We start from the raw sequence: 12,673 nt of genomic DNA, 5'->3' as shown, positions 1-12,673 counted from the left end.
CTCTCAGGTCTTAATATCAAATTCGACGTCGTGTTCCCTGAAAAAGTTCCGATAAACCCGGACATTTTGGAGCTCCGTCCACTTTTTCGCCCGAATGGGCGCCTCATCCAGGTCGTAAATGACCGCGTCCTTCATGGAGAGAAGGAACGGGGAATGGGTCGAGATGATGAACTGGCAGCCGTAAAAGCGCGCGGAGTCCCGCAGGAACTCCAGCAGCTTCAGCTGCATTTCCGCCGAGAGGCTGTTTTCGGGCTCGTCCAGCAGGTAAAGTCCGTTTTCCCCCACCTCCTGCGTGAAGTACATAAAAGCGCTCTCGCCGTTGGACTGCTCGCGGAGGTTTTGCATCAGATTCGCTTTGACGTACTGGGAGCCGCTTTTCCGCCGGGTGAGATTCGTCTGCCTGAGCCGGTCGTAGTCCTCCATGGAGCGGAACTGAAAGCGCGCGTATTTCGTCTGCGTATAGTCGCTCAGCAGGGCGTCCCGCTTGGTGTCGATATTCTCGTTCAGGCAGCGCAGGTCGAGGAGAAAATCAAACACGTCGTCGCTGGTGATGATCCGGCTGCCCTCCGGCACCCGCCCTTTGGAGCCGCCGCCCAGCGTGTATTTGCAAAGCCGGATATAGTCCGGGAAGAAAACGCTCCTGTTATAAGCCGCGCCGCGCCCGACCTTCAAAGCCTCCGCGATCACGTTCAGCAGCGTCGTTTTCCCCGACCCGTTGCCGCCGTAAAACACCGTCACCGGCGCAAACGCCACGCACTCCGGCTCCCGCGCGTTGAACACCCGGAACGGGTAAAAATCCGTATAGCATGTCCTGGCGAGGCGGATGTCGCCGTCTCTATAGAAAAACGAGTCCTGCATGTCGGCGGACGGGATGGTGAAGCTTTCAAGGTAGAGCACGGGGGGCCTCCTTTGGGGTGGTATCAGTTATGTCCAATTCAAATCATTGCCCGAAGCGCTTATCTATCACTCTCAATATTGAATATACTATATGCCCGATACTCCAGCAAGCCAGTGCAAATAGCGCGATCTTCCAGGGCGCAGACCAGTCAAGTAAATAAATTCCCAATAACCAGCCCGCCCCAAGAGTGCATATGGCAACTATAGTTTTTAAAAATATTTTCACGAAATCACGCTCACTTATTCACCGGATCATTTGGAATGGCCCAGGGCTGAAGCACGGCCCGGAGCTTATTATAATCTAAACCAATACCATATCTGAACTCCTGGCTCGGCAGGGCCCCCTGAGGAAACGTCACTTCCAGATTGTTAGGGAACAGGATGATATATTCCGGCTTCAGCGCGGCTTCCATTTCGGCGCGCAAAGAGGGGTCGGCATCAAACGCGTCCAAAAGCCACTGCCGGGTTTCCGCCTCGGGCAGAGTAAACAAGTCCCAGTTGCTCAGCGCCTTGCCGGTCTCCCGGTCAAACGCCGCGCCAAGACGAAGCTCCTGCGACGTCTGCCCATCCGCGGGTAAGAGCACCGACGTCAGAAAGCACATGATATGATCGTTAGAGGCTGTGGGGGCAATATCCTGGCTGATGTAACGCGCCCGGTATTCCGTTCCGCTTGCTTGACAGGCCAGATACGCCGCATAGGCGTTTTTCAGCTCTGCCTGGGTGTCGTAGAGCAAGCCCTGCGCTTCATAAAACGCGCTGACAGCCTTCTGGGCGGACGCGCTCAGGTCATCGAAGCTTTCCACCCCGGCCACATGAGTATTGTCCGGGCCGATGGGGTCCTGGACGGTCAGCAGAGTCGTTTCATCCGAAAGCTTGTATGTATCTCTGCCGTCATAAGCTGTCCGCCACAGGTCCGCGCTCTCGCCATCGGAGAAGGTTATCACCTTTTTCTCCTTCAGCCCCCGCGCTTCTTGCGTTTGATAGGGCATGACAGTCAGGATTTCATTTAAAAGCGCGCCGCTGTTTTTTATTGAAAAACCGCCCTTATTTGCGCTTTCGTACGCAACATTAATATCGCCTAAAATAATATGCAGCGAGTTATTCCCGTTAACGCCGTTGAGCTCAACGGCGACCTGTGACAGTGGATAAGGCGCAAAAGAATGGGGCAACCGGCTGCACTGATATTTGCTTACGATGGAAGCCAGCGCTTTGCAATCCACGCGCTGGGTAACATCCTCGCCGTTGTGAACGACTCTGTCAATGTTATATCTGCTGACATCATTTATGATGTTTTTTGGTTGTGAAATATATGCGATCGCAGCAATGACAACAATGATGATAATTCCTGCGGCAACGAATTTCTTTCTCATGATTGTTTTTCTATAACAACGCAAAATGGGGACTCTCGATGACTGATTTCATCTGACATAAGCAAAAAGGGTGTCCGGCGGGGTCAAGCATAACTCTCCAATCCTCGGAAAATTGCGCGTCCACGATTGCCGCGCCACAATGAAGTGCATATTGAACAGCCTCTTCCAGATCATTGACGGCGAAGTCCAAATGCGCCATTTGCTGCTGCGCTCCCGGCTCTTCCGGCCACACAGGCGCTTGATACTCAGGATTCCGCTGAAACATTATACCGGGATACGCCCCCTGCGCCGTTCCCGGAGCGCCGACACACGCCCATTCTTCATCATGGAACGGTATTTCCCACTTGAGCAGCGCCGCATAGAACTTTGCTAATTCATAAGGGTCTTTGCAATCCACCGTCAACGAGTACATTTTGATTTTCAATTCATTATCCATAACGCGGATACCTCCTTAAATAAACCCTTTCATTTTGTGATGCAGGTCTGCGCATTTTTAATCGACTTGGAAAGCTCTTTCTTTATGCGCAATAATCAGGCCATACAGCGCAACAACCACAAGCGGAAGATGCAGAATCCCCATCCACCAGCTTTCGCTTCGCGCGCCAAACCAGGTCACTATATTCAGCAAGCCAAAAATAAGCCCGGCATAAGACACAACGGATAACGTGGGCTTATGAACGCCCTTTGAAAACAATAGCATAACACCAATAATGACCGGTGTTATCATGCAATAGGTGACACCGGCTTCGTTGGAGAGCACGGTCAGGGGAAATGCCGGAATGACCGCGCCGGCATCCGAAACCGCATAGGGCATTAAATATGCCAGCAGCATCAAAGGAATGATCCAGCAGCGCCTTTTGTTGAAATATTGCTTTCGGATTTTAGATTTACCCTTTACCAAATCGTAAGCACAAAACCCGAGCACGGCAAATTCAATCAAGGTATTACCCAGCAGCCATACGAAGCCGTAGGCTTCTGTTTGCGCCATGTTCTGAAAGACACCGACAACAGCCAATATGACAGCATAATAACCGATAATTGCCTTTTCCGCTTTTCCCCGGAAGGCGAACGGTGTGATTGCAGCGCACAGCAGCAACAGCTTGAATACCGGCAAAAGCCACGATATCGATACAATCAGCGGGTGTGCCATAACAGAAGCAATAACAGAGGTCGTATCCATCTGTGCGTACGGCATTTGAGAATAACCCGGGATAAACACCAGCAGCGTCAATAGTATCTTGAAATAAATCGTATGACCCAAAGGTTTTTTGACTTTTGTCATATCAAGACTCCCAACTGTTATAGTTTGGCTATACTACACAAGACTTCCTTCCGTCTGCGCATTATATGGGGTAATCGGAGTTTATGCATGCCGTAAAACATGCATTTCTTCAATGGTACAGCTATTATATTTTTCATTGAGAAGCTTTTGTTCATCTTCATTTTGTTTTTTTGAAAAGAATGTTGAATAGACTTCCGCCGACGCTTGGGGAGCTTCGAACAAATGATAACAATCTAAAGATTTATAGAAGTCATGTTCTACAATTTGCCCATATTTATTTTCATAAATATCATTATTATCTTTAGCTTCTCTTTCTGCTATTCTATAGGCTTCATCAAATGATGAAGCCTGAACCAAAACAACGCGTTCTTCAAAAAATTCATTAGCATTATGATAGAATTCATCAAGCTTATCTTGTTCCGGCAACCCCGATATTATGATCTTATGCAATAGCTTTACACTGTACCAATCTGCCATAACTTCAATTACCGCCTTTCACAGTATAAACATTAAACGGAGCTCGACTGGTGTTATCAACGCCGGATTATGCTTATTATTGCCGGACAGTATTAAAAACTTAGGATAGTTTCTCAATACAGAATGGATGCCCTGCAGGATCAATCATTACTCTCCATTTATCTGAGTATTGTGTTTCTGCCAGCTTTGCGCCGCAAGAAATTGCATGATTGACATCTTTTTCCAGATCGTCAGTATGAAAATCCAGGTGCGCCATTTGCTGCTGTTGCCCTGGCTTTGTCGGCCATACCGGCGGTACGTAGTCGTTGTCTTCCTGGAAAAGCAACGTCATGCCGGTTGCTTCATTTACTATTCCTACAAACTTCAAGCCCTCATCCGTGTTCGTAAATCGTATTGTCCAGCCCAATAGCTTTTGATAGAAATCCGCGTGTTCTTCTGCGTTGCCGGAATCTAACGTAACACATCCCAATTTCACAACTACACCTCCACTAATATGATAATCAGATTCAGCCTTATTGACACAGCGTAAAGATAATGTGACATATCGGAAAGTTAACACCCAATTTATACATGTAACCTTATCTCCCAACTATAGTAGATATGGATAATGTGAAACTGGAATATCGCTCTGGCCCAGAACTATCAATTTATTTTGTAACCGCAGAAATAATCCCATATAAAACATATCCCACAGGCAATAATATCAGGATAGCTCCCAAGATTATTGAACCGGTGTTATGGAATGCTTTTGGCACGCTGTTTTTAGCTTGTGCCTGCTTGATGTATATCTTATCCATTGCAATGCCGGTGCCGCCGATAACCACCATGCATATGCCTATAAAGCCAAGTATCGCAATAATAACCCCAATTATGGCCGCGACAAACGGCAGAAAAAGTAAGAAGCCCATTTTACCACATCCCTTATTGTGAAACTATGATCAATACACCTGCTATCAAATAACTCAGGGTTACTAAAATGCCCGCAGACATATGTAAGCCCGAAAGCACCGAATAACTGATCTTTATTTTTCTGCTCGCTGTCTCAAAACGTCTGCTTGTTTTTATACCTTTATATCCGCGTATAATTGCAATAACAGCCAGAACCAGAATCAATGCAAGTATTAAAAGAATCAATATGTTTCCCAGTACTATCATTACTTTATTCCTATCTTTGATAAATTACTTTAAATTACGAGTTGGATATACGTATATCTGAGCTATATTTCAGCGTTATAGGCGCCGCCATCAATTCGACGGTATTATAAACGCCGGATTATACTTACATAAACTACACCTCACACATAAACATAATGGGAAGTTACAAAGTCGTTCACGATGTCAATACTTCTTCTTAAATATAAATTTATATAAAGAGAACATTGATATAATAAAGAGTATAAAATTGAAAGATAAAGTAGATGCAAAAAAAATCGGAATCGAGAAACCCTGACTCCAGAATTGTCCCTGAAAAGCTTTAACATAAAACAGAAAAGAAATTGACAACAAACAAATTATTACACTTATTAAGTAAACAATCTTAAATAGAAAAGAAGACTTTAAGAATTGCTTGTAGCTAGCCAAAAAACATATTAGTGCAAATAAAACCGCCGCAAATAATAAAAATGAGTATCTAGTAATTGAAATCATTGTATCGACCGGTACTTCCCACCCTGGTCCCATATTATTAAGCGCTATAATATTAATGATAGCAAAATTAGCGATAGTAATACCAAGCACAGATTTAAACATAAATATCACCGTTCAATAAACATAATGGGAAGCCAAACTGCCAACAATTTGGGATTTGGCATTTAGGCAGATTTTTATTATTGCAATAATAAACTATAATTCGACATCAATTACGCGCCTGTCGTCACGAACGGAACCAACAAAATTTGAAACTTTAACGTGATATGGATGTTCAAGATAGCGTTTAAGAGCCTCGGGAGTTTCAATATCGACCAATAGCAGCAGGTCATATGCTCCCTCCGAGAGCGCAATGTCCTTGCCGACATAAAGGTTTTTTATCTCAGGGATAATCGGATACATACCGGAAAACATCTCTTCAGCCAGATCGAGATTCTCTGTTTTCGTCCGTCCACCGGCGAAATCTTTAAAAGTAAACATCACAACATGTCTTATCATTTTTCTCCCTGCATACAAATTTCTGATTTTTGATACCTGAGGGTTTTAATATATCGGACTGGAGCTCCGACACCTTTTTTGCGTTTTGCGAGAAAACGTCATGGCATTAATCAATACCACGTAATTCTTCCGGTAAGGGCTTTCTAACATATTGGACTAATCTAATTTCAGATGCACCATACTTTTGAAAGTTTTTGCGAGCTTGTATCAAGCATGGTTCATTTGCCCCACCTGCGAACGAAGGATCTTCATTTTGTACTATATCATCTTCCCAAAAACACACGGGGCAAATATCATAGCTGCCATCTGCAATGTGATCTAAAGTGTAATATCCACAACAAGGGCATTTGTAGCGCATGTTTTATACCTCAATTTCCAAGTGGCCGATTTGGACAAGTTGATTTTCTAGGATAATTCTATATTATAAACATGATGGGAAATTAACGTTATTATTCTCGGCCTATTTCTGGCGGCAAGTATCCAACTATTGATGCTTTAATTTCTTCAGCATTGCTGCCATTTAGTTGTCTGATTACGAAATCACAATATTCACTATCTTTAAGGTCAAAAAAGTGTCCTATTGATTTAGACATCGTTTTGTAATTAAAGACTTGCAGAACTTTAGCGTAGTCATTTGAAGCAAGCGACTCATTAAAGATGCGCTCCTTACTTGCCTTTACATCTTCAAACACGATTCCATCATAAACATCTGTAAGAGACTGTTTCACTTCTTCTTCATTTTTGCCGGCAATATCTGCCGTGGAGAGCCGGTACTTTAACTCCGAAATCACAGCGTTACATATTTGGTGATTTACTTGGGGTCCAAAACGATCACTTATTATATAATTTTTCACTCTGTCGATTCTTGAAGTATCTGTAAAACTCATGATTGAGTTTACAACACGTAGTAATTCCTCAACCAAAAATATGTTTTCAACTTCGGCAACTTTGATGGTATAAATGTCATCCTCTCGAAGCTTGTCCATTTCATAATCACTGCGGAAATCTCGGTCAATCAGGCCATAGCACTTTAAGTGATGTAATTGCGGATTGGACTTCATTGCCTTTGTTTGCGCAATTACTCTGGAGCAACCACCACAAGGGACAACATAGTATTCTTTGTATAGCTCAGAATAGAACTTTGTATCGTAACTGTCTGCTGTACCTTCCACGAACAAAACCGGCCTTCGATTCCCAAGAATGTTGAGTAGCAGTTCCTCTGGTAGATTGCTGTCACTCATTTCAGATAAATCCCAATGTTCACCATCATAGCTTTTCACCCAAATCTTCTTTGTCTGACTGTGATTCGCGGCAAACTGAGTATCATGTGTGATATAAATGAAAAGACAGTCCTGCCGCTCTTTTTCAATAGCTGTCCAAAGCCTGTTCATAATTGAACGGTGCAGATGGATTTCCGGCTCATCTATGATGATGGTTTTATCCTTTGGCACACACAGCGCTTGGGCAATCAAGTACAGGGCAACACGCTCGCCATCACTCATGTCACGCCCTTTGTATTCCTTCTTTGCGCCATCTTTTAAGTACACGGCGGTGACTTTTGCGTCATCGAGCTCTATGCCTCTCTGAAGAAAAACAGACTTCCATATACGCTGCAAAACATCTGTAACCATAGGAGGCACGTTATTATGAATCTGTCCTGCCGTTTCACGTGTTCTGCATTCAGATAGGTACTCTTCTTGTTCTTTTATTTTTAATGCAACCAGAGCAGACAGGACATTTTCATAATCATTTAACAGCGTAGCAGTATAATTATACTTTTCTCCGTCGTACCCCCAGCGTTGATCATGATTAGTTTGTTCGTTTTCTTGTCCATACAATAGCAGGTTTGTTGCCTGCTCATAGCTTTTCTGCTGTATATACTGACCAAATACCAGCGACCTCTGCGCACCTACTCGGTGGGTAGTAGTTCCATACCGTTTTTCCATCCATTCGCCAAGCTTACTTTTGCCGGAACCATTTGCACCAATAATAATTACAGCGTTGCTTTGTGTAGTATACTCCACCGGTTGATTAGTTTCATTTGGCAAGTAATATTTATAGTCCATACTGCTTTCTCCCACAGATTTCTCCAATTTGATATGGTCGAATTTCTTAAACTAAGTCGCGTATTGCTATATCATCTACCCCATCCCCCCACCTTGGAGTATATTCCCAAACCCTGCAATAATCAACAGCCAACAAAAAAGCTCCCGGCTGTCGCCGGAAGCTCAAATTTACCTCTTGCATTTTTATCCCAATGGAGTTAATATTAGCCTATCGAGAATATAATAAATGCGGCAGGCGAGGAGTGTTGGCGCACTCCCCGCCCTGTACAGGATGTACTAGGCATCCCGCACAACAGCAGAGCTGTACCAACCAGAATTATAATACTCTTTCCTCATTTTGGCAAGGTGTTGTAATATTGTGTTGCGCATGTTTCGCGGTGTAGGGTGTTATCCTTGCACCGCGTTTGTTATTTCTCGATGGGGGATGCCCCGGGAGGCCGCGAAAGTTAAGCGGTAGAGGGAATGAGAAGTTCCGGCAGTAAAAGGCGCGGCCTCTCGGGCAGACCTTCATTGAGAAAGACGTATGGAGGTTTTAGAATGGTAGACCACGAGGCGGTTTACAGGGTGTTGTTCAACGGCGTTCTGGACGCGATCGGAGAGATCGAAAAGCAGAATTACGGCAGCGCGAAGCTGACGCTGGTGAAAATGCTGCAGACGGCGGAGGAGACGTGCTTCGATTCGATGGAGGAGCCGCCGGTACAGGGGCTCGTGCCCCCGCCGGTGCCGGAGAGCGCCGGCGCCCGGCCCCGGATGGACTGACGAAAGAAGAAAAAATTCAAAACCGGGGCTATCCCCGGTTTTGAATTTTCCCGGCCGTTTTACGGCCCGGAACGGCGCGGCCCCGTTTGAGGCGGCGTTTATGCTCTATGCTAATTGGCGTTGTTGACGTAGAAGTTGAAATTCTCCTGGGCCCAGTCCGCGTGGTAAAGATGCGTGGCGCAGGACGCGGGGTCGTGGACGCTGGCGCAGTAAACCGTCCTGAGGCCCTGGTTGAGCTCATTGAAATACGCGTTATATTTCCAGCCGTTGGCGCGGACGAAGGCCTCGTTTTTGTGCTTGCTGACCCACAGGTCGTAGCATCTGGAGCTGACTTTGTCAAATCTGCACCACGGCGTGGCCTCGCAGGTCTCGCAGGGGGACGACTGCAGCATATCGGTGGGAATATCGAGGACAAAGCCCGCTTTGTACGGCGTATAATTATTGGTCCTGAGGGACAGCTCGGCGTCGCCGTAGCCGCATTCCTCGCACCAGTAGCCAAGCAGGCTGATCAGCTCCGGCCGGAGCATCTGGCATTGCCCGGGGACGAAATCCATGCTGCTGCCGATCGACGTGCGCGCCAGCTGCAGGTAATTGACGCCGTTCCGTTCCTGGAGCGTGACCTCGGGCAGATACGGCGGGTACGGGGTGGTCCTGGCCATGCCGAGAAGGCCGACCTCGGGAAATGTGTCGAAGACCTTCATAAACCGGCTGATCCAGTCCGGGACGTAGAGATGCAGGTCGCTTTCGACGACGATGAAATACTGATCGGGCCGGCGGCGGGACAGATTGTAATTCAGAGGATAAATAGGGCCATAATTCGCATTGAACCGCGTTTTCGATTTAATCCGGCTGTCGGTCAGGCTTTGGACATATTCCCAGGTTCCGTCCTGCGAATTATTGTCGATAATATGCATTTCAAAATCGTCCGTCGTATCTCTTAACAGAGCGTTCAGGTTCCGGGCCGTCAGCCCGAGTCTGTGAAAGGTGGTATAGCTGATAAATGGCGGAGTCATTGCACTTATCCTCCCCTTATTTACTTGTCTGTATCATATTATAGCTTTTATATGGCAAGGTGTTACTGCGGCCGCGCACCGTTTGGCTGCCGAAAGGCCCGGTTTATACGCGCGGGCGTATACCAGGCCTTTCCTAAACGGGTGTGCCACAATATGTTTTATTTTAACGCGCGGCGGCACGCCGCTTTATTTTATATCAGTTGGCGTTGATGATATAGTAGGCGAAATTCTCCAGGGCCCAGTCCATATGATAAAGATGGGTGCTGATGGACGCGGGATCGTGGATGCTGGCGCAGTAAGCCGTCCTGAGGCCCTGGCTGAGCTCGTTGAAGTACGCGTTGTATTTCCAGCCGTTGGCGGCGACAAAGCCTTCGTTTTTGTGCTTGCTGGCCCAGACGTCCTGGCATTTGTAGCTGACCTTGTCAAACCTGCACCACGGCGACGCCTGGCAGCCCTCGCACGGGACGGACTGCTCCATGTCGGTGGGCACATCGATGACGAAGCCGGCTTTATAGGGCGTATAATTATTGGTTCTGAGAGACAGCTCCGCGTCGCCGTAGCCGCATTCCTCGCACCAGTAGCCGAGCATGCTGATCAGCTCCGGCCGGAGCATCTGGCATTGCCCGGGAATGAAATCGAGGGTACCGTTGACCTCCGTGCGCGCCAGCTGCAGATAGTTGACGCCGTTCCTCTCCTGCAGTGAGACTTCAGGCAGGAACGGCGGATACGGAGAGGGCCTCGACATGCCGAGGAGCCCGACCTCCGGAAACGCTTCAAAGACCCGCATAAACCGGCTGATCCAGTCCGGGGCGTATTGGTGGACGTCGCCTTCGATGACGATGAAATATTGATCGGGGCGGCGGCGCGCCAGATTAAAGTTAACAGAATAGATGGGGCCGAAATTTATCTCGAACCGCGTTTTGGATTTGATTCTGCTGTCGGTCAGAGTTTGAACATAGTCCCATGTACCATCCTGGGAGTTATTGTCGATAATATGCAGTTCAAAATCATCCGTCGTATTACTTAAAAGTGAATTTAAGTTTCTCGCCGTCAGCCCCAGCCGGTTAAAAGTGGTGTAGCTGACGAATGGCGGAGTCATTACATTTATCCCCCCTTATTTACTTGTCTGCCATCATTATAGCTTTTCTGTGACAAGGTGTTACAACGGCGCGGCGTTGTCCCGCCAATAAAAAAAAGCCCCCGCCGTTGGCGGAAGCTTCCGGGAACTGTGCCTGTCCCGCCCGCGCGGCAGGGGGCTACTGTTTCCACTGTGACAGCCATTTGTTCTTGTCGTTTGCCACGGCGTCGACGATTTCCTGCCCGGAGTGAAAGCCGTCGAACGTGCCGGCGGATATCTCCCGTTCGACCAGGTTCAGGAGGTTGCCGTAATAGGCTTCGGCGTTGAGGCCGGTGGTCGTCTGGCCGAAATGCTGCTGGGTCTCCGTCTGGGAGAGGCGGGCGTATTCGTTCTTGACTTGGGCGATCAATTTGTCTCGGTTCATTCCAATGCTCCTTTTTTCCTGATGCCTATAGTTTGCACCGGAACGCCGAATATATAGCTTTGCGCCGCATTGATTATTTGTTCAAAATAACCTTGTAATAATGGGCCTTCAGCATGTCGAAGGTGACTTCGCTGATGTCGTGTTCAATTTTGCAGGCGTCGTGATAGGCCGTCTCCTCGTCGACGCCGAGGGAGATCAGCATTTTGGCCAGGAGCTCGTGGCGCTCGTAAATTTTCAGGGCGATTTCGCTGCCCTTGTCGGTCAGCGTGATGTAGCCGTCCCGGTCCATGTCGATATAGCCGTTTTCGCGCAGCTGCTTCATCATGACGCTGATGGTGGGCTTTGAGTAATTCATCGCGTTGCAGATGTCGATAGAGCGCACGTGGCCCAGCTTTTCCTGCTCGATCAGGATGATTTCAAGATAATTTTCCGCCGCTTCGAGAATTTTCATTCTGCTTCACTCCAGCTTGAGCACAGCGTTTTTGGCAGCCGGCGCAGTCGCCCCCGCAGGTGCTCCGGCCTGCCTTCTTTTGCCTTATTATATAACATATTGCAGCAATTAGCCATACGAAAATAACCGACAGGACGATGTAGTCCAGAAGATGCATGGGTACCTCCTGATTCTTCCGCCCTCAGGCGAGGGCGCTGCCGCCGCGGGCGGCTGAGAGGGATACGGCGCGCTCCGGGTGCGGCGTATCTCTCCTTCCGGCGCTGCGCGCCACCTCCCTCGTCCGAGGGAGGCTTGGAATGGGCGGCGCGTCCTTCTTTGGCTCCCTCAGACGAGGGAGCTGCCGCCTGTGGCGACTGAAGGAGGGCGCTTTCCCGGCGCGGGGGAATGTCACACGCCGCGGCGCGGAACAAGATTCACTCCTTCCGGCGCTGCGCGCCACCTCCCTCGTCCGAGGGAGGCTTAGAATGGCGGCGCGTCTTCTTTGGCTCCCTCAGACGAGGGAGCTGCCGCCCGCAGGCGGCTGAAGGAGGGCGCTTTCCCGGTGCGGGGGAATGTCACACGCGGCGGCGCGGAACAGGATTCACTCCTTCCGGCGCTGCGCGCCACCTCCCTCATCCGAGGGAGGCTTAGAATGGCGGCGCGTCCTTCTTTGGCTCCCTCAGACGAGGGAGCTGTCGCCCGTGGGCGGCTGAAGGAGGGCGCTTTCCCGGC

Annotated in this window: 16 protein-coding genes; 1 reads left to right on the top strand and 15 read right to left on the bottom strand. The window is 48.2% G+C overall.

The window, feature by feature from the left end:
- Positions 1–3: 3 nt before the first annotated feature.
- The 10 genes from BUB60_RS15270 to BUB60_RS15215 form a co-directional block, all read right to left on the bottom strand.
- Entirely contained in the window at positions 4–897 is an 894-nt protein-coding gene (locus tag BUB60_RS15270) for an AAA family ATPase (protein WP_073080817.1), read from the bottom strand.
- A 236-nt stretch (positions 898–1,133) separates the two neighbouring features.
- Entirely contained in the window at positions 1,134–2,117 is a 984-nt protein-coding gene (locus BUB60_RS15265; RefSeq protein ID WP_143162380.1) for a hypothetical protein, read from the bottom strand.
- A gap of 160 nt (positions 2,118–2,277) precedes the next feature.
- Entirely contained in the window at positions 2,278–2,703 is a 426-nt protein-coding gene (locus tag BUB60_RS15260; RefSeq protein WP_073080814.1) for a VOC family protein, read from the bottom strand.
- A gap of 57 nt (positions 2,704–2,760) precedes the next feature.
- Complete coding sequence (locus tag BUB60_RS15255; protein WP_073080812.1) at positions 2,761–3,549, bottom strand: hypothetical protein; 789 nt, start codon at positions 3,547–3,549, stop codon at positions 2,761–2,763.
- A gap of 81 nt (positions 3,550–3,630) precedes the next feature.
- On the bottom strand, positions 3,631–4,026 hold the full coding sequence (locus BUB60_RS15250; protein WP_073080810.1) for a DUF4288 domain-containing protein: 396 nt from the start codon (positions 4,024–4,026) through the stop codon (positions 3,631–3,633).
- A 100-nt stretch (positions 4,027–4,126) separates the two neighbouring features.
- A complete protein-coding gene (locus BUB60_RS15245; protein ID WP_242941225.1) occupies positions 4,127–4,501 on the bottom strand; it encodes a VOC family protein in 375 nt (124 codons plus the stop codon).
- A gap of 172 nt (positions 4,502–4,673) precedes the next feature.
- Positions 4,674–4,934: a hypothetical protein gene (locus tag BUB60_RS15240; protein ID WP_073080808.1), complete on the bottom strand. Its 261-nt coding sequence runs from the start codon at positions 4,932–4,934 to the stop codon at positions 4,674–4,676.
- 934 nt (positions 4,935–5,868) lie between these two features.
- Complete coding sequence (locus BUB60_RS15225) at positions 5,869–6,171, bottom strand: Dabb family protein (RefSeq protein ID WP_073080801.1); 303 nt, start codon at positions 6,169–6,171, stop codon at positions 5,869–5,871.
- A gap of 106 nt (positions 6,172–6,277) precedes the next feature.
- A complete protein-coding gene (locus BUB60_RS15220) occupies positions 6,278–6,529 on the bottom strand; it encodes a CPCC family cysteine-rich protein (protein ID WP_073080799.1) in 252 nt (83 codons plus the stop codon).
- A 91-nt stretch (positions 6,530–6,620) separates the two neighbouring features.
- Positions 6,621–8,237 carry a DUF4435 domain-containing protein gene (locus BUB60_RS15215; protein ID WP_073080797.1) on the bottom strand — a complete coding sequence of 539 codons (1,617 nt, stop codon included), beginning with the start codon at positions 8,235–8,237 and terminating at the stop codon, positions 6,621–6,623.
- A 537-nt stretch (positions 8,238–8,774) separates the two neighbouring features.
- Between BUB60_RS15215 and BUB60_RS15210 the strand changes: the two genes are divergently transcribed.
- Complete coding sequence (locus BUB60_RS15210) at positions 8,775–8,996, top strand: hypothetical protein (protein ID WP_073080795.1); 222 nt, start codon at positions 8,775–8,777, stop codon at positions 8,994–8,996.
- A 110-nt stretch (positions 8,997–9,106) separates the two neighbouring features.
- Here the strand turns inward: BUB60_RS15210 and BUB60_RS15205 are convergent, their stop codons facing one another.
- The 5 genes from BUB60_RS15205 to BUB60_RS20875 form a co-directional block, all read right to left on the bottom strand.
- On the bottom strand, positions 9,107–10,009 hold the full coding sequence (locus BUB60_RS15205; RefSeq protein ID WP_073080793.1) for a glycosyltransferase family A protein: 903 nt from the start codon (positions 10,007–10,009) through the stop codon (positions 9,107–9,109).
- A gap of 196 nt (positions 10,010–10,205) precedes the next feature.
- Positions 10,206–11,108 carry a glycosyltransferase family 2 protein gene (locus BUB60_RS15200; RefSeq protein ID WP_073080791.1) on the bottom strand — a complete coding sequence of 301 codons (903 nt, stop codon included), beginning with the start codon at positions 11,106–11,108 and terminating at the stop codon, positions 10,206–10,208.
- 157 nt (positions 11,109–11,265) lie between these two features.
- The gene (locus BUB60_RS15195; protein ID WP_073080790.1) at positions 11,266–11,511 is read right to left on the bottom strand and encodes a hypothetical protein; all 246 of its coding nucleotides are present in this window, start codon (positions 11,509–11,511) and stop codon (positions 11,266–11,268) included.
- A 73-nt stretch (positions 11,512–11,584) separates the two neighbouring features.
- Positions 11,585–11,962: a metal-dependent transcriptional regulator gene (locus BUB60_RS15190; protein WP_073080788.1), complete on the bottom strand. Its 378-nt coding sequence runs from the start codon at positions 11,960–11,962 to the stop codon at positions 11,585–11,587.
- Positions 11,928–12,119 carry a FeoB-associated Cys-rich membrane protein gene (locus tag BUB60_RS20875; RefSeq protein WP_073080783.1) on the bottom strand — a complete coding sequence of 64 codons (192 nt, stop codon included), beginning with the start codon at positions 12,117–12,119 and terminating at the stop codon, positions 11,928–11,930. The genes BUB60_RS15190 and BUB60_RS20875 overlap by 35 nt, the downstream gene beginning before the upstream one ends.
- Between the last annotated feature and the right edge of the window lie 554 nt (positions 12,120–12,673).

Source organism: Sporobacter termitidis DSM 10068 (assembly GCF_900130065.1).
Taxonomy (GTDB): Bacteria; Bacillota; Clostridia; order Oscillospirales; family Oscillospiraceae; genus Sporobacter; species Sporobacter termitidis.
This window is presented reverse-complemented; position numbering and strand designations above follow the sequence as displayed.